Here is a 21,986-nt window from a genome sequence, read left to right on the forward strand (position 1 = left end):
GCCGGGCCGCTCAATGAATTGAGCGGCCCGGCCCGATTTCAGCTCGGCGACTAACTCGTCGGCTCGAACGCCTCCGCGATGATCTCCGCCTGCTCCACCGCGTGGACCTTGCTCGACCCCGAGGACGGGGCCGACATGGCGCGGCGGGAGATGCGGCGGAGTTTGCCGAGGCGGGCCGGGAGGGTTTCGGGGAGGTTGAGGCCGAAGAAGGGCCAGGCGCCCTGGTTGGCCGGTTCCTCCTGGACCCACGCCAGGTCGGTGGCGTTGGGGTAGCCCTCCAGTGCCTCGTTCAGGCGGCGGACGGGCAGCGGGTAGAGCTGCTCGATTCGTACGATGGCCACGTCTTCGCGCTTCTGCTTGGCCTTTTCGGCGGCCAGCTCGTAGTAGAGCTTGCCGCTGGTCATCAGGATGCGCTTGACCTTGCTGCGGTCGCCGATGCCCTGCTCGTAGGCCGGCTCGTCGAAGACCGAGCGGAACTTGCTCTCGGTGAAGTCCTTCAGATCCGAGACCACGGCCTTGTTGCGCAGCATCGACTTCGGGGTGAAGACGATCAGCGGGCGGCGGATGCCGTCCAGTGCGTGGCGGCGCAGCAGGTGGAAGTAGTTCGCCGGGGTGGACGGCACCGCGACGGTCATCGAGCCCTCCGCGCACAGCTGCAGGAAGCGCTCGATGCGGCCGGAGGTGTGGTCCGGGCCCTGGCCCTCGTGGCCGTGCGGCAGCAGCAGCACGACGTCGGAGAGCTGGCCCCACTTGGCCTCACCGGAGGAGATGAACTCGTCGATGATCGACTGCGCGCCGTTGACGAAGTCACCGAACTGCGCCTCCCACAACACGAGTGCGTTGGGGTTGCCCAGCGAGTAGCCGTATTCGAAGCCGACGGCGGCGAATTCGCTCAGCGCCGAGTCGTGTACCGCGAACCAGCCCGGGTTCTCGCTGCCGATGTTGTGCAGCGGGGTGTACTCCTCGGCGGTCTTGCGGTCGATGATCACCGCGTGCCGCTGGGTGAACGTGCCGCGGCGGGAGTCCTGACCGGTCAGGCGCACCGCGCGACCTTCATCGATCAGCGTGCCGAACGCGAGCAGCTCGGCGAAGGCCCAGTCGACCTTGCCCTCGTAGGCCATTTCGCGGCGCTTCTCCAGCACCGGCTTGACGCGCGGGTGCACGTTGAAGCCGTCGGGCACGTGCAGGAACGCGTCGCCGATGCGTTGCAGCACAGCCTTGTCCACGGCCGTCGCGACGGTCGCGGGCACCGGCTGGTCGCCTTCGACCGACTCACTCGGGCCCGGTGAGTATTTCTCCAGCTCACGGACTTCGTTGAAGACCCGCTCCAGCTGGCCCTGGTAGTCGCGCAGCGCGTCCTCGGCCTCTTTCAGCGAGATGTCGCCACGGCCGATCAGGCTCTCGGTGTAGGCCTTGCGGACCGAGCGCTTGGTATCGATGACGTCGTACATGTACGGCTGCGTCATCGACGGGTCGTCGCCCTCGTTGTGGCCGCGACGGCGGTAGCAGATCATGTCGATCACGACGTCCTTGCGGAACTTCTGCCGGAAGTCGACCGCCAGACGCGCCACCCAGTCGCACGCCTCCGGGTCGTCGCCGTTGACGTGGAAGATCGGCGCGCCGATGAACTTCGCGATATCGGTGGAGTACTCGGTGGAGCGGCTGTTCTCCGGCGCGGTGGTGAAGCCGATCTGGTTGTTCACCACGATGTGGATCGTGCCGCCGACCCGGTAGCCGCGCAGGCCACCCAGGTTCAGCGTCTCGGCGACCACGCCCTGACCGGCGAACGCGGCGTCACCGTGCAGCATCAGCGGAACGACCGAGTAGCCCTCCGGCCCGTCGCCCTTGTCCAGCAGGTCCTGCTTGGCGCGGACCAGGCCCTCCAGGACCGGATCGACCGCCTCCAGGTGCGAGGGGTTGGCGGTGAGCGAGACCTCGATCTCGTTGTCGCCGAACATCTGCAGGTAAGTGCCCTGCGCGCCGAGGTGGTACTTCACGTCGCCGGAGCCGTGGGTGGCGGCCGGGTTCATGTTGCCCTCGAACTCGGTGAAGATCTTCGAGTACGGCTTGCCGACGATGTTGGCCAGCACGTTGAGCCGGCCGCGGTGCGGCATGCCGATGATGACCTCGTCGAGGCTGTGCTCGGCGCACTGGTCGATCACCGCGTCCATCATCGGGATGACGGCCTCGGCGCCCTCCAGCGAGAAGCGCTTCTGCCCGACGTACTTGGTCTGCAGGAAGGTCTCGAAGGCCTCCGCCGCGTTCAGTCGGTTCAGGATGTACTTCTGTTGGGCGACAGTCGGTTTCGCGTGCTTCTGCTCGACCCGCTCCTGGATCCAGTGCAGCTGCTCCGGGTCGAGGATGTGGGTGTACTCGACGCCGACGTGGCGGCAGTAGGCATCGCGCAGAATCGACAGCACGTCGCGCAGCTTCATCTGCTCCTGGCCGTGGAAGCCCGCGATGTTGAAGGTGCGGTCCAGGTCCCACAGGGTCAGGCCGTGCTGGGTGACGTCCAGGTCCGGGTGGCTGCGGAACTTGTCCTTGACCAGCCGCAGCGGATCGGTGTCGGCCATCAGGTGACCGCGGTTGCGGTAGGCCGCGATCATCTCCAGCACGCGCGCGCTCTTGTCCACGCCGCGTTCGCGGATGTCCTTGCGCCAGCGGACCGGCTCGTACGGCACGCCGAGGCCGTGGAAGATCTCGTCGAAGAAATCGTCGGAGATCAGCAGCTGGTGGATGGTGCGCAGGAAGTCACCGGACTCCGCGCCCTGGATGATGCGGTGGTCGTAGGTGGAGGTGAGCGTCATCAGCTTGCCGACGCCCAGTTCGGCGATGCGCTCGTCGCTCATGCCCTGGAACTCGGCGGGGTACTCCATCGCGCCGGCGCCGATGATCGCGCCCTGACCGTTCATCAGGCGGGGGACCGAGTGCACGGTGCCGATGGTGCCCGGGTTGGTCAGCGAGATGGTGACGCCCGAGAAGTCCTCGGCGGTGAGCTTGCCGTCGCGGGCGCGGCGGACGATGTCCTCGTAGGCGGTGTGGAACTGCCCGAAGGTCATCGCCTCGCAGCCTTTGATGGCCGCGACGACCAGCGACCGGCTGCCGTCCTTGCCGGGCAGGTCGATGGCCAGACCGAGATTGGTGTGCGCGGGGGTGACCGCGTTCGGCTTGCCGTCGACCTCGGCGTAGTGCCGGTTCATGTTCGGGAAAGCCTTGACCGCCTGCACGATGGCGTAGCCGAGCAGGTGGGTGAAGGAGATCTTGCCGCCCCGGGTGCGGGCGAGGTGGTTGTTGATGACCAAGCGGTTGTCGATCATCAGTTTGGCCGGGATGGCGCGCACGCTGGTCGCGGTGGGGATGCTCAGCGACGCGGCCATGTTCTTCGCCACGGCCGCGGCGGCGCCACGCAGCACCTTGGACTCGTCGGTGGCGGTGTCGGCCTGCTTGGGGCCGGAGGTCGGTGCGGCGTTCGAGGTCGGCGCCGGGGTGGTCTGCGGTGTGCGCGTGGTCGCCGCGGCGGGCTTCGCGGCGGCCGGGGCAGGCTTGGCGGCGGCCGGTGCGGGCGCTTTCGGGGCTACGGCGGCGGGCTTGGTGTCGGCAGTCGCGGCGTCGTTGCGCTTGGCGGCAGCGGGCTTGGTGGCCGCTGGAGCCGGTGCAGGAGCGGCAGCCTGCGCGGGCGCGGAGGCGGGCTGGCTGTTGCCGGCGTCGCCACTCGCGTCAGGCGTGTAGTCGGCCAGGAACTCGTGCCAGCTTTCATCGACCGAGGATGGATCTTGCTTGAACTTCTGATACATCTCATCGACTAGCCACTGGTTCTGTCCGAACTGGGAAGTTGAGCTGCTCACAGCAGGTGTTCGCCTCATTTCGTTCTTCGCGCTGCGACGTTTGTGACGTGCCCGGCACGGGGATCAGCGGATTGCGCGCCGATGCGCCCTATCTGAGGATAGGCCCAGCAGCAAATCGGCGGATTCACTGACCACCCGACACCCCCGACCCTATTGGTGACGACCCGTCGTCTCCCGAGAATATTCCCTCCGACGGCAGCGCCGCTGCCCACAGCCGGGCATATGGTCCGTCTGCCGCGAGCAGCTGCTCGTGCGAGCCGCATTCCACGATGCGCCCGTGATCGACCACGGCGATCCGGTCGGCGCGCGCGGCCGTGCCGAGCCGGTGCGCGACGATCACCGTGGTCCGGTCCCGGCTCAGCGATCGGCTCGCGGCCAGCACCGATGCCTCCGTGTCCGGATCGAGCGTCGCGGTGGCCTCGTCGAGCAACAGCAAGTCCGGAGCGACCAGCTCCGCGCGGGCGAGCGCGATCAGCTGCCGCTGCCCGGCCGACAGGCCGCGGCCGCGCTCACCGACCGGTTGGCTCATCCCCAGCGGAAGGGCGGCGATCATGTCCGTCGCCCCCACGGCCGCGGCCGCCGCGGCGATCTCCGCGGTGGTCGCGAATGGTTTCCCGAATGCAATGTTGCTCGCCACGTCCCCGCTGAACAGGTGAGCTTCTTGCGGGACGATACCCAGCCGGGAGCGGTAGTCGGCGAGGCGGTAGTCGCGGATGTCGGCGCCGTCCACGCGGATCGCGCCGGGATCCCTCGCGATCGGCCGGGCGCCGTTCGTCGCCGCGGCGGGCTCGGGCTCCCGCGTGGCCGGGACCGCGACCTCGCCCGGTTCTGCGGAATGTCCGCCCGGTGGCAGGTCGTACAGCCGCGCGAGCAACTTGACGACGGTCGACTTGCCCGCACCGGTGGGCCCGACCAGCGCCAGGGTGGAACCGGCCGGAATGCGCAGCGAGACGCCGTCCAGCGCCGGAACGTGGCTGCCCGCGTAGTGGAAGCGGACGTCGTCGAACGCCACGTCGCCGCGCAGCCCCTGGTCTATCCGCACCGGCTCGGCCGGATCGGCGGCGATCGAGGAGGGTGTGCGCAGCAGGTCCCCGATCCGGCGCAGGCCGACCCTGGCCTGCTGGTAGCCGTCGAAGACCTGGGACAGCTGCAGGATCGGCACGAACAGCAACTGCAGATACAGCACGAACGCGACCAGCGTCCCCGCGCTGGTCGCGCCGCCTGCGACCTCGCGCGCACCGAAGAACACCACCGCGGCCAACGCGACGTCCGCCCACCCGACGACGAACGCGAAGTACAGCGCGATCGCCCGTTGGGCCCGCAACCTGCTGTTGCGGTAGCGCTGGGAGTATTCGGCGAAGCGCCGGGCGGCGCGCGGCTCGTGCCGGTTGGCCTGCACCGCGCGCAAGCCCGTCACGTTCTCCTGGAAGTCGGCGTTGACCGCCGACACGTGCTCCCGCGACACGGTGTACGCGGTGGAGGACACCCGCCGGAACAGCACTGTCGCGATCACCAGGGCGGGCACCGTCGACAGCACGACCAGCGCCAGTGAGACGTCGATGACCAGCAGCGCGACCGTGATGCCCGCCAGCGTCAGCAAGCCGACCAGGGTGGTGGCGACACCGGTCTGCAGGAACGTCGACAGGGCGTCGACGTCGGTGGTCATCCGCGTCATGATCCGCCCGGACAGCTCGCGTTCGTAATAGTCCAGCCCGAGCCGTTGCAGATGCGCGAAGCTGCGGACCCGCAGCCCGAACAGCACCCGTTCGCCCGTGCGCGCGGTGAGCAAGGTGGTGGCCGCGCCGACCGCCCAGCCCACGGCGGCCAGGATCGCGCCCAGCAGCGCCGCGCGGACCAGTGCCGCGGCGTTCTCGCCGAGCACGCCGCCGTCGATCGCGTACCGCACCAGCGGCGGGAACGCGAGCGCGATCGCCGCGTCCGCCGCCAGCAGCGCTATCACCGTCAGCACCAGCCCGCGAACGGGGCGCAGCATGCGGGCCAGCCGGAAGCGGGGGTCCGGCTCGCGCAGACCTTCCGCGTCCAGGCCCGGCTGCTCGGTGGCGGGTGGGAGGAGTTCGATGTTCCGGCGCAGCTCGGGGGTCTCGCTGATGTCGGCCGCCGCGCCCGCGAAGCGGCCGGCGGAACCGCTGACCGCTTGCCTGCTCGCGGCCGCGTTCGGCTCCGGAGCGAGAGGTGCGGCGGGAGCGGGCAACCGGATCACGCGGTCGGCGTGGGCGAGCGTCGACTCCCGATGCGCCAGGATCAGCGTGGTCCGGCCACCGTCGCCGGGCAGCGCGTCGAAGATCGCCGCTTCGGTCACGGCGTCCACCGCGGAGGTGGCGTCGTCCAGCACCAGGACGCGCGGGCGCGACAGCAGTGCCCTCGCCAGCGCGATCCGCTGCCGCTGACCCCCGGAAAGGGTGAGGCCGCGCTCACCGACCACCGTGTCGTAGCCGTCGGGCAGTTCGGCGATGAATTCGTCGGCGGCGGCCTGCACGGCCGCGTGGCGGATCTCCTCGTCGGTCGCGTCCGGCCGTCCGAGCGCGATATTGGCCGCGATCGTGTCGGAGAACAGGAAGGGGTCGTCGAACACGACGCCGATGGCGGCGCGCAGGTCGGCGGCGCGCACGTCGGCGATGTCGACCCCGACGGTCTCGGCGGTGCTGGTCGCGGCGAGTGAGCTCGCGTGCGCGGAGCGGAACGCGTCGGCCGGGTCGTCACGCGGCGGGACGCCGGTGGCGGGGACAGTGTCGGCGAACAGGCGGATACTGCCTGCGTCCGGCGCGTAGAACCGGGGCAGCAGCAGGGCGAGGGTGGACTTGCCCGAACCCGCGGGGCCGATGACGGCCACCGTCTCGCCGGGGCGCACGCGCAGGTCCAGTTCGCGCAGCACGGGCTGGTCGGGATCGAACCCGAAGGTGAGCGCGTCGATCTCGATGCCGAGCGGTCCGTCCGGCAGTTCGACCGGGTGATCGGGGTCGGCGACGACCGGCGCGGTGTCGATCACCTGGAACACGCGCTCGGCCGCCGCCCGGGTCAGCTGAGCCATGACGATCACCGAGGAGAGGATGCGCGCGGTACCGGTCATCACGGCGACGTAGGCGGCGAACGCGACGAAGGTGCCGATGCCGATGCTGCCGTGCAGGGCGAGCAGCCCGCCGAGCGCGATGACCGCGACCATGCCGACCTGCGGAATCGTCGAGACGGTCGGCGCGAACCCGGCGTCGATCCGGGCGGCGCGCATCCGCTCGGCGAACAGCTTGCGACCGTGCCGCTCCAGCAAGTCGACCATGCGCGCTTCCTGGCCGAAACCTTTGACCACCCGCACACCGGTGACCGTCTCCTCGACGTGCTGGGCGAGATCGGCGGCGCGCTGCTGCGCGGACCAGGTCGCCGCGTGCAGGCGTGGTCGCATGCGGTAGACCACCAGACCGATCGCGGGCACCACCAGCAGCGCCGCGGCGGCCAGCGGCGGCGAGAGCCAGATCATCACTCCGGCGGCGAGCCCGAATTCCAGCAGTGCCATACCCGACAGCGGCACCATCGCCATCAGGCCCTGGACCAGCTGGAGATCGGTGATCGAGCGCGACACCACCTGCCCGGTGCGCAGGGTGTCCTGTCCGGCGCCGTCCAGCCGCTGCAGTGAGCCGAGCAGATTCACCCGTAGCGCGTGCTGCACGTCCAGGGAGAGCCGTCCGGCCAGCCAGCGCCGCCCGAACCCGGCCGCGGAGCGGCTCAACGCCAGAATCAGCAGCAGCGCCGCGACGGCGCCGATCGTTCCCGTGTCACCGATACCCGCCGCGTCGATGGCCCGTTTGGTCAGCAGTGGCCCCGCGGTCTCGACGAGCGCCCCGCCGAGCACCGCCGCGGCGAGCCCGGCCAGCACCGCGCGATGCGGTAGGCACTCGGCCCACAGCCTGCTCATCCACCCCGATCTGTGTCCTCCGTCCACGCCCGCCGGCCCCCTTCGTCGCACCGTGTTCGCCATCGACGGTACCGACACCGGCCGACATGTCGTTGTTCCCGGTCCGCCCCCGGGTCACAGATCGCGGGTGCGCAGGCTCCACCAGCTCGCCGCGCCCAGGCCGATGGTCCACAGCAGCAGCACCACGACGGCAACGGGGGTGGGTGCGAGCAGATCGCTGTCGGGGTAGGAGCCGACGGCGACCGCGCCCACGCTGGCGGAGACCGGCAGCAGGGTGACCACGCCCGGAATGCCGAGGCCGCGCGCGATCAGCCAGAGCAAGGGTTCCGCGAGCACGATCCAGCCGAGCAGCAGCGTCACCGCCCTGGTCGAGGACCGCAGGAGGATGCCCGCGCTCGCGCCGATCAGCGACCAGCAGACCGCGGCGAGCAGTCCGCCGCCCAGCACCGCGCACAACTCCCCGGTGACGGCGACCTTGCCGCGACCGACGCCGAACAGCGCGCCTACCGACACCAGTTCCACCGCTACCGCCGCCGCCAGCACGCAGCATCCGATGACCAGGAACTTCGCGGCGGCGAGCCGGTCGCGGTCGGCGGTGAACAGCGCGGTCACGGCCATGCTGTGATACCGGTACTCCGAGCCGCTGCCCACCGCGCCGAAGACCGCGGCAGCCAGCGCGACGAGTGCGAGGCCGACGTAGAGCCCGATCGTCGCCGCGCCCGTGGCGGGCTGGCCGCGCGGATCCGGCGGTCCGGCCATGCTCGCGGATGCGAGGCTCGCGAACAGCGCCACGGCGACCAGCGCACCGGCGAGCACCCGGACGCGCGGCACAGTGACGATCTTGCGGACCTCGGAGTCGACGTTCGGCACCAGGTCCGCGGGCAGGATGGCGATCATCGTGGAATCCCGTAGGGCGTCGGCGTGGGCTGGGGGCCGGGCGCGGTGAGGCCCGGATAGGGGGGCGCCGGCGCGGCGCTGGGCTTGGTCAGCGACGCGAGCACCCGGTCGGGGTGGATCGGGTCGGGGACGATGCTGTCGATCCGCACCTGTGCGGCGGTGGCCGCGGCTCTGATCTGCGCTTCGCTCGCTTCGGCGACGGCCAGACGGCCGTCGGGCCGGATGACCGCGTCGGTGAATCCTTGTGCCGCGAGCATGGTGGCCAGTGCGATCGGTGTGGACGCCGCGACGACCAGCCGGTCCGGATGCCCGCGCCGCAAACGCGCGGGGGTGCCCTGGTAGACGACCATGCCCTCGTGCAGCACGATCAGCTGGTCCGCGCCCGGCAGGACAGCGCCGAGGCTCTCGCTGGTCAGCAGGGCACTACCGCCGCGACGGGCATGCTTGCGCAGGAAGTCGTGCAACCAGCCGCGTTCGGCGGCGTCGAGCCCGTCCATCGGCTCGTCGAGCACCAGCAGCGGCGGATCGCCGAGCAGCGCGGTGGCCAGGGCCAGCCGCGTCTGCTGTCCGATCGACAGGACGCCGATCTTCGTCGTGGCCTGTTCGTCCAGACCGACGAGCTCGAGCACCTCGGAGACCCGGCTGTCGGCGACGCGCGCCGCGGCGGCGTAGATCCATAGGTGGTCTCGCACGGTACGCGCCGGAGGCAACCCGCGGGGCGCGAGCACGCCGCCGATCACGCCCGCGGAGTTGACGCCGTCGCGCCGGGAACCGGGGCCGCCGACGGACGTGGTGCCGGCGGTGGGGGCGAGCAGACCGAGCAGCGCCCGCAGGATCGTGGTCTTGCCCGCACCGCGCGGACCCACCAGTGCGGCGACGGCGCCGGAGGGCACGGTGAAGCTGACGTCCGTCACGGCGGTCGCCAGCTCGTACCGCTTGGTCAGTCCCCGGACCGCGAACGCGACCGGACGCGCCCCGCTCATCGTGGCGTGGCCGGAGGTTGCGGCTTCGCCGGGTCGATCGCGGTGAGCGGATCGGCGTCGATGACCAGGTTCCGGTCGACCGGCCAGGTGCCCGGCGGCGGCCCGAATGCCTTGCGCGCGTTGGTGATCGTGGCCTTGCCCAGCGCACGGTTGCCCGCGCCGCCGATCACGGCGCCGATGCCCGCCGGCAGCACCTTGCCCGCCATCAGCGCGGCGCGCTTGGTGATGAACCGAATGATGAACCGCTTCAACAGCGAATCGTTCATGCTCGACAGGCCGGGAATCCGGTTGGCGAAGGCGGTGCCCCAGTTCTTCGCCGAGGTGCCGACGCTCTTCTGGACGATCTGCATGCCGCTCTCGCCCAGCACGACGGCCAGCACCAGCGCCCTGCGCTGCTCCTGATCTTCCGGCGTTATGCCGTGCACCGAGGCGACCGCCAGGGTGAACACCGCCGAGGCCTCCATGAAGAAGGTGGTCTCGGCGCTCACCGCGGCGATGGCCGCGACGGTGCCGACGCCGGGGAAGGCGGCGGTCGCACCGACCGCGCTGCCGCTGCCGGTCACCGCGAGCAGGTACTGCTTCTCCAACCGTTCGATGATCTGCGCGGGACTTTCGTCCGGGTGGGAGCGGCGAATTCGGTCCACGTACTTGGCGACCGCGGGGGCCTGCAGGCGGGACCCGGTGTCGAGCAGTTCGACCACCGTCTTCTCGAACGCGCCTTTGAGCATCGGCGGCATCCTCCTCTTCCGGTCTGCTGGGTAGAACTGTATGGCACCGGTTGCCGTCAGCTCGTCATGACAACGAAGTACCCAGGCGGATCGGTTCCACCGGCGGCCGCCTGCTTTGGACCGGACTCGGTCCGGCTGCGCTCGTCAGGCGCCTCCGCTCGGCCCGGCGCGGTTCATGTCGGACTTTGTCCGGCTGCGCCTGTTATGCGGGTGTGTGGATCGCGGGCACGCGCTCGGACAGCTGCGGAGGGGGCGGCGGGGTTCCGTCCCCGAAGGGCCTGCCGCCGAGGACCTCTCGGCCGTGCGGGGTCAGCCAGTTCGCCAGATCCGGGCCCTTGGGGACGATTCCCGTCGGGTTGATGTCCCGGTGCACGACGTAGTAGTGCGTCTTGATCTGCTCGAAGTCGATCGTGTCGCCGAAACCGGGGGTCTGGTACAGATCGCGCGCGTACGCCCACAGCACCGGCATCTCGGCGAGCTTGGACCGGTTGCACTTGAAGTGCCCGTGGTACACCGCGTCGAAGCGGACCAGTGTGGTGAACAGCCGCACGTCCGCCTCGGTGATCGTGTCGCCGACCAGATAGCGTTGTCCGGCAAGGCGTTCCGACAGCCAGTCCAGCCGGTGGAAGAGCCGGTCGTAGGCGGCGTCGTAAGCGTCCTGCGCCCCGGCGAAACCGCAACGGTAGACGCCGTTGTTGACGTCGCGGAACACCGCGAGACTCACCTCGTCGATCTCCGCGCGCAGCGGTTCGGGGTACAACTGCGGTGCGCCGGGCCGGTGGTGCTCGGTCCACTCGGTGGAGAAGTCGAGCGTGATCTGCGCGTAGTCGTTGGTGACGACCTGCCCGGTCGGCACGTCCACGACAGCGGGCACCGTGATGCCGCGCGGGTAGTCCGGGAACCGGGCCAGGTAGGCGTCGCGCAGCCGGGGAATGCCGAGCACCGGGTCGACGCCGCCGGGATCCAGATCGAAGGTCCAGCTGAGTTTGTCGTGTGTGGGCCCGCACAGGCCGAGCGAGAGCACCGGCTCGAGCCCGAGCAGACGGCGCACGATCAGCGTTCGGTTGGCCCACGGGCAGGCGCGAGCCGCGACGAGCCGGTAGCGCCCCGGCTCGACGGGGTAGCCGTCGCGGCCGTCGGCCGTGATCCGGGTGGTGATGTAGTTCGTGTCCCGCTTGAACTCGCCGGACTCGACGTAGGAACCGCGTTCGCTGGCCGACTTGATCACACCCACAGTCTTCCAGATCGACCTCGTAGGCTGACCGGATGAGTGAAACGAAGGCGACCCGGCTGGAACGAGACCGCACCGACGGCGGCGCGGAGGTGGCGACCCTCACCCTCGCCCATCCGCCGCTCAACCTCTTCGATCGGGCCATGCTGGACGCGCTGATCGCCGATATCGCCGACCGGTCCGCGCGGCCGCCGCGGGCGGTGCTGCTGCGCGCCGAGGGCAAGCTGGTGTCCGGCGGCGTCGACGTGCACGTCTTCGACGGCCTGTCCCCGGAGCAGGGCGCCGAGTTGTGGCGCACCTTGTTCGCGCAGATCATCCATCCGCTGGAGGCGCTGCCGTGCCCGGTGGTGTTCGCCGCGCACGGGCTGACCCTGACCGCGGCCTTCGAGATCGCGCTCGCCTGCGACATCCTGCTGGCGGCGCCGAAGGCGAAGTTCGGATTGGTGGAGATCGTGGTCGGGCTGACTCCGTCGATGGGCGGTCCGCAGCGCCTCGCCGAGCGCGCGGGCTCGGGCCGGGCCCGCGAGTTCGTGATGACCGGCGACCTCTACGACGCGGCGACCATGGCCGAGTGGGGCGTGGTGAACGCCGTGCACGACGACCTCGACGCCGCCGCGCGAGCCCTGACCCACCGGCTGGCCGAGGGGCCGACGAAGGCGAACGCGGCGACCAAGAAGATCATCGAAGCCTGGCGTTCCGGCGGTGTGGCACATGCCGATTCAGTGACGCCGGAGGTGTCCGGAGTGCTCTTCGACACCGAGGACCTGAAGGGCGGCGTGCGCAGTTTCCTCGAGCAGGGGCCGGGGAAGGCTCGCTACGCCGGGCGGTGACAGCTAGGACACGTTCATCGCCTATCGCAGCGAAGTTGTGACATGCGTCATATAGTCGCAGTGCCTGATAACTCGAGGCACGCGGAGGACGAATGTCGCAGTTGCTCGTCGAATATCCCCTCACCGGCTCGCACGCCTGGGACAACCCGCTGGCCCGGGGTGCCGATGGGGTGCTGCGCTACGGAAACCTCACACCCGCGCTGACCGAACTCCTGGATCTGCAAGTGCACGCGTTCGCCACCCGCGAAGCCGTGGTCGAGGTCGGCGGCCCGCGCCTGACCTACCGCGAGCTGTGGCACTCCGCCTCCCGGATCGCGGGCGGCTTGCAGGAACACGGCATCGGGTTCGGCGACCGGATCGCTATCCATATGCCCGCGGGCGTCCGCTGGGTGCAGGCGTTCCTCGGCGCCTTGCTCAGCGGCGCGGTACCGGTGCTGGTGCCCGACGGGCTGCCCGAGGCGATGGCCGAGCGCGTGATCGCCGACAGCCGTACCGATTTCGTGCTCGGGCGCACGGGCGCCGAGAGCGAGTTGCCGGACGGCGCCGCCTACATCGATGACGGTGCGTCGCTCGGCGACTTGGCGCTGCTGTGCTACACCAGCGGGTCCTGCACGCCCAAGGGCGTGGAGCTGACCAACGAGAATCTGCTGTCCGCGGTGCGCTCGGTGGTCGCGGCGCTGGATCTGCCGACCGACGGCCTGCGCAACCTGGTGCTGCTGCCGTTGGCGCACGCCAGTGGCTGTGTGGACCAACTGCTGCCGACCTTCGCCGTGGGCGGCACCGTCGTGCTCGCCCGGGACGCGCGCGGCCTGGCCGACGCCATCACCGCCGAGCGGGTCGACATGGTCTCCGCGACGCCGCGCATCTTCGCGGGCCTGCTGCCCGAACTGGCGGATCTGCGTGCCGAGGGACTGCGCACCGAGGGCATCGCGCGGATCAGCAAAGCCGGTCATCGCGCCGAACGGGCCGCGTCCGCGTTCGCTCCGGTCGATCTCACGACCGAGCTGCGCGGCGTGTTTCCCGAGGCACGGCAGTGGTCGGTGTGGGGCGCGACCGAGACCAGCGGCATCGGTCTCGCGGTGGACGACGCCGAGCGGGACGCCGACCCGTACGACGCGGCCAGTGTGCTCGGATTCCCGTTCGGCGGTACGGAATTGGCGCTCTGGGGTCCCGAGGCGACGGCGGGGCATGGCGAACTGCTGTGCCGAGGGCCGAATATCACGCCGCGCTACTGGAACGACCCCACCACGACCGCGGCGCGGTTCACCGGTACCTGGTTCCACACCGGTGATCAGGTGACCATCGACCCCGACGGCTTGGTGCGCAGGGGAGCGGCGGCGCCCGTCGAGTGAGCCGGTCTCACTCGAGCATGCGCTCGCGCAGCCGCGCAAGCAGTTCCGGCGTGAGCCCGGCGGTCGCGAGATAACCGGGCAGGCCGCCGTGCACCTCGCGCATCGACACGGTGGCGATGTCGAGGTACTCCTCGCGCACACCGAGCAGGTCGACCGAGACTTCCTCGCCGGCGAGCAGTTTCGTCGTCATGACGGCGCGCAGCGCGGGGATCGCCCCGTTGCTGAGCAGGTAGTCGGCCTGCACGTCGGCCTCGGTGACGCCAACCGCGCGCAGCAGTGTCGCGACGGCCCAGCCGGTGCGGTCCTTGCCCGCCGCACAGTGCACCAGCACGGCGCCGTCGCCGCGCACGATGGACTCGGCGAGGGAGACGATGGCGGTATGTGCCTCGGGTAGCGCCGGGAACATCCGGTAGACCTCGAGCATGTGCGTGTAGGCGGTCCGCGCGGTCGCCTCGTGCGGCGGCGCCTCGGCCATCCGGGAGTCGAACGGCGTGACGGTCAACCGGACGCCGGCGGGGAGCAGGTCGGCGCCCATGTGGTCGATCTCGCGCTGTCCGCGCAGGTCGTGCACATCGCTGACGCCCAATTCGCGCAGCGCGTCGTGGCCGGTCTCGTCGAGTCCGCTCAGCTGGGCCGAGCGCAGCAGGACGCCGGGGCGGACCTTGGCGCCGTCGTCGGTGCGCAGCCCGCCGGTGTCTCGGAAGTTGAACGTGCCGGAGAGGAAGTACTGGTCGGCGGGGGGCGAGAGAGTCACCGATCCAGGCTATCCGCACCGCGGAACGAAAAGGTGTCGGTTGCGGATCGGAGCCCACACGATAAGCTGACCGTTTTGGGCGGTTTCGGTGTGGGATGCGCCACAGAATTTGGGTTGCTCGCGCCTCGAACCGTACCGTTGTCAACGGTCTGCCGAGCAATAGGGTGGCCCCGAGATCCACCGTCATAGCGGGATTTCCGGGCGACACGGGGGGATCGCATCCCGGTCCCGGTTGGGTAACAAAACATTCTTCCAGTCTGGAATTACCCATCGAACCCATTCTCAAACCCCGAAAACGCACTACCATTGATGAACGTTGGACCGGGCAGCCCAGGTGTTTCCCGATGTTGCCCGCCCTGTTCAGCGAGTCGCGCCGCGGAGGTGCGCGAGTTCTTTCGCCGAGGGAGTCGTCGTTGAGCGCACGTGGAGAAGTGATAACAGAAATCCGGCTACGACCCGCCGTCACCGACGCGGTGGAAGCCGCGGCCGCCACGCTCGACTACACGGGCCTGCGCGCGCTGCGGGTCCTGCTGCACGCGGGGGTCAGTGCGTACTGGCCGCTGGTCAAAGCCACTCCGGACAGACAGATCAAGTCGTATGAGATGACCTTGCAGGCCTTGCGTGCCCGCTGGCATGCCAGGGGCGACTGCTTTCCGGATCCGATCGCGACGGAGTTCTATCGCGAGAAGGACGCGGAGGTCACCGCGTTCCTGAAACTGTGTGCCGAGCTGTCGGATACGCAGTGGCTGGAGCCGGTGGAGGCGATCGCCTGCAACGTCGTCTCGATCGTGCAGGGCACGGTGCTGCGCTGGCTGGCCGACTGCAATGACGAGACCATGCTGGTGGTGCTCGATGAGATGGTCAGCGGACTCGCCGGCAAAGCCGTGGAGATCTGACAAATACTGGACGTTTGACCAACTTGGTGGTTGAGTTGTCCTGGTGACCGAGACGTCGCCGATCGCGGGGCTGCACGCGGCCACCGCCGAACTGGATCCACCACTGGCCGCCCTCGACCTGCCCACCCTGCGAACGAACGCCGCCGATCTGGTGCGCCGCGCCGGTGGCACGCCGGTGCGTGTGGCCAGCAAATCCGTGCGCTGCCGCGCCGTCCTCGCCGAAGTGCTCGGCCCCGACCTCACCGCCGCGGGCGGCTTCGCGGGCATCATGTCTTACTCCCTGCGCGAAGCGCTCTGGCTCGTGCGCCACGGGGCGCGCGATGTCCTGCTCGGTTATCCGAGCGTGGACCGCGCGGCGCTGGCCGAACTGGCGGCAGACGACCTCCTGCTGCGCTCGATCACGCTGATGATCGACGATGCCGCGCAACTCGCTCTGATCCGGGCCGTCGTCGGCACCGACCGGGTGCGGCCACGCGTCTGCTTGGACGTGGACGCCTCCCTGCGGATCGGCCCGCTGCACCTCGGTGTGCGCCGTTCTCCCTTGCGCACGGCAGAGCAGGCGGCCACCCTCGCGGGCGAGGCCCTGCGGCAGGGCTTCGACGTGGTGGGCGTGATGACCTACGAGGCGCAGATCGCGGGGCTGCCGGACTCGAATGTCGCGGTGCGCCTGGTGAAGCGGGCTTCCGCGGCGGAAATCCGCAAGCGCCGGGCCGAGGTGCTCGACGCGGTCCGCTCGGTGACCGGCGAACTCGAGATCGTCAACAGTGGCGGCAGCGGATCCATCGAGGTCAGCGTGGCCGATCCGGACGTCACCGAGGTGACCGCCGGGTCCGGGCTGTACGTGCCGACGCTGTTCGACGACTACCGCTCGTTCACCCCGCGACCTGCCCTGTATTTCGCGATGCCGGTGCTGCGGCGGCCCGCGCCCGATATCGCCACCGTCTTCGCGGGTGGCTACATCGCCTCCGGCCCGGCCGGGCCGTCGCGGGTACCCAAACCGGTCTGGCCGCGCAAACTGAAGCTGCTCGGCACGGAGGGCGCGGGTGAAGTGCAGACTCCGCTGTCGGGCGCCGCGGAACTCCGGATCGGCGACCGGGTGTGGTTCCGGCACGCGAAGGCCGGTGAACTGTGCGAGCGCTTCGACGCGGTGCATCTTGTCGAGGAGGACGGCTCCCGCGTCGCCGTGCCGACCTATCGGGGCGAGGGCGTCTGCTTCGGCTGACCCGCGGCGGCCAGCCGCAGGAACGCACCCAGATCGGCGAGTTCGTCCGCGGTGGCGGGCAGGTACTCGATCAGCAGCGGTGAGCGGATGACCACCGCCTTCCACATGGCGCGGCACAGCGCGTGGATCAGGCCGCGCGACAGTAGCGACGGCATGCCGTAGGGAGCGTCGGTAGGACTGGAAGTGGCCATGGAGAGCAGCACGACCGCCGCCTCCCGGCCGCGGAATCGATCCGGCGTGCCGACCAGGACGTCTTCGATCTTGGCGCGGGCCAGCAGGGTCCGGATGCGCCCGACCTGAGCCGCGTACGGCGCGACCACGAAGATGTCGTGCGGGTGCAGCCTGCGGGTGGTCGCGCCGATCGTCCAGGACATGCCCAGCAGCGCGCGAACCCGGCGCACCACTTCCCGCGCCTCCGCCGGTGACTCGGTGGCGTTGCCGTAGTGCTCCACCAGGACGGTGTCCACGCCGGGCTCCTCGCCGTCCAGACGCCGGGCCAGGGTGACCGTTTCGTTGGCGCGCAGGCGGCCGTCGTAGTAGAGGCGGGAGACGGGTTCGCAGACGGCGGGGTGCATCCGCCAGGTGCGGTCCAGGAAGTAGCCGCGTTCGGCAGGCAACGTCTGACGTCCCTCGGCCAGCCAGCCGAGCGCGGACTCGCCGACCGGGGCCGGATGCGCGCCGCGAGCGGTCGACGGCACCGGATCGCCGAGCAGCAGCAGGTTGCGTGCGCACGCCGCGACGGCCACGGTCTCGGCCAGTGGGAAGCGGCCTGCGTCGGCGATGACGAGCAGGTCGAGGCCCCCGCGTGGCACCAGGTCTTCGTTCGCGAAATCGGCCGGTGCGCCGCCGAGGACGCACCCACTGATCGCGCTGTCCAGGAACCGCGGATAGCGGGCGGCGTCGATCACCACCCACTCCGGGGCGACCGTCGCCGCGTCCTTCTTGGCGACCAGTTCGGGCAGCACGCCGGCGCGCACGATCGCGTCGAGCAGGTTCTCCACGATCGAAGGCTCGGCGGCCACAATGCCGATCCGCCACTTGTTCCGCGTGATCAGCCGCTCCAGCACCCGCGCGGCGGTCGCGGTCTTCCCGGTGCCCGACGGGCCCTGCACCGCGACGTAGGAGTCGTCGAGGGCGCACAGCGCGGCGGTGATCGCGGCGGCGTAGTCGCCGTGCACCTCGGGCAACCGGGCGTCGCCGTGCAGCCGGGGCGGACGGCGCGCGAGCAGGTCGAAGACGGCGGTGCGGGGCGTGCCGGGCAAGGCCATCAGCAATTGCTGCGCCGCGAGTTCGATTGCCAGTGCGGCGTTCTCGTCCCATGCCGGAAGTCCCGGCGCGATCGCGGACGGCAGTTCGTCGTAGGGTTCACAGCCCTCGGGCAGCAGTTCCTCCAGCCGGACGGCGTCGTCGAATTCGGCGTCCACCGAGCAGCCGAGCACCGTCGCCGTCGCGATGGCTCGGCGGCCCGCGCCGGTGACCATCCCGGCCATCGGCTGGTCGTAGAAGGTGTAGACGGTGGTACCGGGCGTGAGCGCGCTCGGCCCCGGGGAGCTGCTCGCACCGGTTCCGATCCGGCCGGTCAGGGTCAGGTAGCGGCGCATCGTCGGGCGGTCGGGGCGGCGGTGCCACTTGGTGTCGACGGTGCCCCAGTCGGCGACCAGAACTCCCGGCGCGTCGGCCCATTCCTCCACCGGATGGTCGAGCCGGTCGGCATGCGCCCACCACAGCGGCTGTCGCTCGCGCCGGTGATAGCCGAGCGCCGCGGCCGTCAGCGCGGCCGGGTGCAGCGGATCACCTTGCGCGGCGGCGTATTCCGTGAGCGCGGCCTCCAGCGACGACGGCCGGGACGACGGCGCCGGTCGCGACTCGCCGGGGACCGCCGCTGCACACCACGCGTCCGGCCGCTCCGGTGTCCCGGTGCGCGTGGCGACGCGCTGCTCGGCGGCGCGGTCGAGCAGCCAATCGCGCAGTCGCAGCACGGTGTGGCAATCGCGTTCGGCGGCGGGCGTGTCCGTCGTGGCGGGAAGCAGCCGCCGCAGCCCGCTCAGCCGGTAGGACGACTCGCCGACCAGCAGCGCGCCGCGCACGATCGGATACAGGTCGACCAGAACGCCCCCGCACAGCAGCTCGTCCACGAGTTCCTCGTTGACGCCGTGCCGTCCGGTGCAGTGCAGCAACGCCGTCCGCACCGCGGAGGAATAGTGGTAGACGTGCAGGTCGGGATAGATCCGGCGACGCTGAGTGAGATAGTCCAGCACCTGCTCGAGCACGCGGCGTTCGCTGGGCGCGGCACGGCCGGGTTCGGTCGAGCCGACCGGCCCGCGCAACGACAGGTGCACCGTGTCCGGACCGCCGACCTCGACGGTGAGCGGGGTGCGCCCGCCGCCCGCGATGGTCAGCGAGAGATCCCCGGGCGAGGGTGCGGGCAGCGCCGCGAGCACGGCCGCGTCGAGCAGCGCGTACGTGGGCGCGCCGGAAACTTCGCGCCGCAGCTGGATTTCCGCTTGGCGGCGCAGCGTGGCGACAGTGCGCGGCGGCACACCGGGCACCGCGCTCTCGGTGGCGGCCAGCCGATCGATGGTGTGTACACCCGCCTCACGCAGCCGGGCCCGAGTCGCGGGCGGCATGCCGGCCACGAGCAGCAGGTCCCGCGCGGCGGACAGGGCCTCCGTGCAGGAGGGGCAGCGGCCGCAGGCCAGATAGCGCGGATCGCCCCACTGCACCGGCAGCAGTTCGCCGAGTTTCTCCTCCACGATGCGCTCCACCCGGCGCCTGCGCGCCCGATACAGCGGAAGCAGTGCGCTGAGGGCCTGGGCGGTGCTCTGCTCACCGGGATGCAGCCGGACCAGCGGCGCGGTGAGCGCGCCCGAGCGGTCGAGCGCGTCGGCGCAGGCGGCGAGTCCGAGCGCGGCGCCCACTCGGTCGGCGGTGGTGGGCGCGATGCCGTGCACGGTGTAGCGGACCCGATGTTCCGCCCGCACCAGGAAGTCGGCGGAGCAATGGAATCGGCCGTCGAAGAAGGTCGCGTCGTGCACGACGTGCGCGCCGGAGCGCAATGCGGCGACCGTGTCGGAGTGCGCGGCCGTCAGCGCCGCGACATGCCGACGCGGATCGCCCGGTTCATCGGGTGGGCGGTCGATCTCGACCACCGCGCCGCCGAACCGCGTGCGGTAGTCGTCGAGCAGACGTTGGCGGACCTCGTCGGTTCCGGGTGCGGGCTCGGACCCCGGTGCGGTGCTTGCGAGTTCGGCCGGGATGGTGCCCAGTTCGGCGTCGAGGCCGCGCAGCAGCGCGAACTCGCAGTGCGCCGCGCGGACGAGATCGACGGTGCTGCAGACGACACGATCACCGAACACGAACAAACGCGGCCCTCCTGTGTCTTCGCGGGACACCCGCTGCCGGCGTGCGCCTCATTACACATGGACGGCAACACTGTAGCTAGCGCGCCTGACCTCGACCTACCCTGCCCGGTTCAGGAGCGCGGCTTACGACGCTCCGGCCGTTTGACAGCGTCGCGCTCCCGGCGCGGGCCGCGGCTGAACGGGCGATGCTGCGGCGGTCCCTGATCCAGTTGCAACTGGATCAGCACACCACTGATCCTGGTGCGCCGCAACGCCTCCAGCGTTTCCTCCGGCAGCTGCGCGGGCAGCTCGACCAGGCTGTGGTCGGGACGGATGCTGATGTGCCCGAAGTCGCTGCGGCGCAGGCCGCCTTCGTTGGCGATGGCGCCGACGATCGCGCCGGGCACCACCCGATGCCGCTTGCCCACGCTGATCCGGTAGGTCGCCAGCTCGGTCCCGGTGGCGCGGTGGTGCGAATCACCCTGCCGGTCCTCCTCGAAGCGGCGGGCCGGCCGCTCACGCGGGGTCCGGTCGCGCTGCGGGCGCTCCACCGGCTCCGGTTCGGGCTCCATGAAGAAGTTGTCGCCGTCGTAGGAGCCGATCGCCAGCGCCGCCGCGATGTCGGCCAGCGGGATGTTGTGCTCGCGCTCGTAGTCCTCGATCAGCTTGCGGAACAGCGGGAGGTTCGACGAGGTGAGATTCTCGGTGATGGCGTCGCCGAACTTGGTGACGCGCTGCGCGTTGACATCCTCCACGCTGGGCAGCTGCATTTCGGTCAGCGGGTGCCGGGTAGCCCGTTCGATCGACTTGAGCAGGTGCCGCTCGCGCGGCGCGACGAACAGCAGTGCCTCACCGCTGCGCCCGGCCCGGCCGGTGCGGCCGATGCGGTGCACGTAGGACTCGGTGTCGTGCGGGATGTCGTAGTTGACCACATGCGAGATGCGGTCCACGTCCAGTCCGCGCGCGGCCACGTCGGTGGCGACGAGAATGTCGAGCGAACCGGACTTGAGCTGGCCGATGGTGCGTTCACGCTGGTTCTGCGCGATGTCGCCGTTGATCGCGGCGGCGGAGAAACCCCTGGCGCGCAGCTTCTCGGCGAGTTCCTCGGTGGCCTGCTTGGTACGGACGAAGATGATCATCGCCTCGAACGACTCGACCTCGAGCACCCGGGTGAGCGCGTCCAGCTTGCGCTGATGCGAGACCTGCACCCAGCGCTGGGTGATGTTGGTGGCCGTCGAGGTCTTCGCCTTGACCGTGATCTCGACCGGATCGTGCAGGTACTGCTTGGAGATCTTGCGGATCGCGGCGGGCATGGTCGCGGAGAACAGCGCCACCTGCTTGTCCGAGGGGGTATCGGCGAGGATGCGCTCGACGTCCTCCTGGAAGCCCATCTTCAGCATCTCGTCGGCCTCGTCGAGCACCAGGTATTGCAGCTGCGACAGGTCGAGCGTGCCCTTCTCCAGGTGATCGATCACCCGGCCCGGCGTGCCGACCACGACGTGCGCGCCGCGGCGCAGGCCCGAGAGCTGGACGCCGTAGCTCTGCCCGCCGTAGATGGGCAGCACGTGCAGGCCGGGGATGTGCGCGGCGTAGCGGCCGAACGCCTCGGCGACCTGGATCGCGAGCTCGCGGGTGGGGGCGAGCACGAGGGCGCGTGGGCTGCGGCCGGTGGCTTGCAGTCCCATCAGGATCGGGATGGCGAAAGCGGCGGTCTTGCCGGTGCCGGTCTGCGCGAGACCCACGACGTCGGCACCGGAGAGCAACGGGGGAATCGTCGCCGCCTGGATCGGCGAGGGCGATTCGTAACCGACGTCGGCGATGGCCGCCAGAAGGCGGTCATCGATCCCGAGATCGGCGAAGGACGGGCCGTCGGTGTCCCTGTCGTCGTCGCCAGAAACGCTGTCGACCTGATTGGTGCTCATTGACCAGGAGTTTACTGCCTCGTGCTGGCCGTCCCGGCCACCGCCCCAATACGGTGAGAC

Annotated in this window: 13 protein-coding genes; 4 read left to right on the forward strand and 9 right to left on the reverse strand. The window is 70.3% G+C overall.

Annotated elements, in window-relative coordinates; all coding sequences use genetic code 11:
- Nucleotides 1-50: 50 nt before the first annotated feature.
- From LTT66_RS19410 to LTT66_RS19435, 6 genes are all read right to left on the reverse strand, one after another.
- Nucleotides 51-3,794 (reverse strand): multifunctional oxoglutarate decarboxylase/oxoglutarate dehydrogenase thiamine pyrophosphate-binding subunit/dihydrolipoyllysine-residue succinyltransferase subunit, encoded by a 3,744-nt coding sequence (locus LTT66_RS19410; protein ID WP_408638651.1) that lies wholly within the window; start codon nt 3,792-3,794, stop codon nt 51-53.
- 175 nt (nt 3,795-3,969) lie between these two features.
- The gene (locus tag LTT66_RS19415; protein WP_233060037.1) at nt 3,970-7,833 is read right to left on the reverse strand and encodes an ABC transporter ATP-binding protein; all 3,864 of its coding nucleotides are present in this window, start codon (nt 7,831-7,833) and stop codon (nt 3,970-3,972) included.
- Between the two features lie 51 nt (nt 7,834-7,884).
- Nucleotides 7,885-8,667 (reverse strand): ABC transporter permease, encoded by a 783-nt coding sequence (locus LTT66_RS19420; RefSeq protein ID WP_233060038.1) that lies wholly within the window; start codon nt 8,665-8,667, stop codon nt 7,885-7,887.
- Nucleotides 8,664-9,650 (reverse strand): ABC transporter ATP-binding protein, encoded by a 987-nt coding sequence (locus tag LTT66_RS19425; RefSeq protein WP_233060039.1) that lies wholly within the window; start codon nt 9,648-9,650, stop codon nt 8,664-8,666. Before LTT66_RS19425 ends, LTT66_RS19420 begins: the two co-directional genes overlap by 4 nt.
- Nucleotides 9,647-10,378 (reverse strand): hypothetical protein, encoded by a 732-nt coding sequence (locus LTT66_RS19430; protein WP_195096290.1) that lies wholly within the window; start codon nt 10,376-10,378, stop codon nt 9,647-9,649. Before LTT66_RS19430 ends, LTT66_RS19425 begins: the two co-directional genes overlap by 4 nt.
- Nucleotides 10,379-10,580: 202 nt before the next feature.
- Entirely contained in the window at nt 10,581-11,603 is a 1,023-nt protein-coding gene (locus LTT66_RS19435) for a glutathione S-transferase family protein (protein WP_195065128.1), read from the reverse strand.
- Nucleotides 11,604-11,644: 41 nt separating this feature from the next.
- Between LTT66_RS19435 and LTT66_RS19440 the strand changes: the two genes are divergently transcribed.
- Together LTT66_RS19440 and LTT66_RS19445 are read left to right on the forward strand one after the other, a co-directional pair.
- On the forward strand, nt 11,645-12,439 hold the full coding sequence (locus LTT66_RS19440) for an enoyl-CoA hydratase/isomerase family protein (protein ID WP_233060040.1): 795 nt from the start codon (nt 11,645-11,647) through the stop codon (nt 12,437-12,439).
- Between the two features lie 92 nt (nt 12,440-12,531).
- A complete protein-coding gene (locus LTT66_RS19445; protein WP_233060041.1) occupies nt 12,532-13,791 on the forward strand; it encodes a class I adenylate-forming enzyme family protein in 1,260 nt (419 codons plus the stop codon).
- 7 nt (nt 13,792-13,798) lie between these two features.
- Here LTT66_RS19445 and LTT66_RS19450 read toward each other — a convergent pair whose 3' ends face one another.
- On the reverse strand, nt 13,799-14,545 hold the full coding sequence (locus LTT66_RS19450) for a tyrosine-protein phosphatase (protein WP_233060042.1): 747 nt from the start codon (nt 14,543-14,545) through the stop codon (nt 13,799-13,801).
- Nucleotides 14,546-14,958: 413 nt separating this feature from the next.
- Here LTT66_RS19450 and LTT66_RS19455 point away from each other — a divergent pair, with 413 nt between their 5' ends.
- Together LTT66_RS19455 and LTT66_RS19460 are read left to right on the forward strand one after the other, a co-directional pair.
- A complete protein-coding gene (locus LTT66_RS19455; protein WP_228825726.1) occupies nt 14,959-15,441 on the forward strand; it encodes a TetR family transcriptional regulator in 483 nt (160 codons plus the stop codon).
- Between the two features lie 43 nt (nt 15,442-15,484).
- Nucleotides 15,485-16,663, forward strand: coding sequence for an amino acid deaminase/aldolase (locus LTT66_RS19460; RefSeq protein WP_233060043.1), 1,179 nt, complete (start codon nt 15,485-15,487; stop codon nt 16,661-16,663).
- Here LTT66_RS19460 and LTT66_RS19465 read toward each other — a convergent pair.
- Entirely contained in the window at nt 16,633-20,019 is a 3,387-nt protein-coding gene (locus LTT66_RS19465) for an AAA domain-containing protein (RefSeq protein ID WP_233069332.1), read from the reverse strand. The genes LTT66_RS19460 and LTT66_RS19465 overlap by 31 nt on opposite strands.
- A gap of 116 nt (nt 20,020-20,135) precedes the next feature.
- The gene (locus LTT66_RS19470) at nt 20,136-21,926 is read right to left on the reverse strand and encodes a DEAD/DEAH box helicase (RefSeq protein WP_233060044.1); all 1,791 of its coding nucleotides are present in this window, start codon (nt 21,924-21,926) and stop codon (nt 20,136-20,138) included.
- Between the last annotated feature and the right edge of the window lie 60 nt (nt 21,927-21,986).

The sequence above is a fragment of the Nocardia gipuzkoensis genome, assembly GCF_021183645.1.
In the GTDB taxonomy this organism is placed as follows: domain Bacteria; phylum Actinomycetota; class Actinomycetes; order Mycobacteriales; family Mycobacteriaceae; genus Nocardia; species Nocardia abscessus.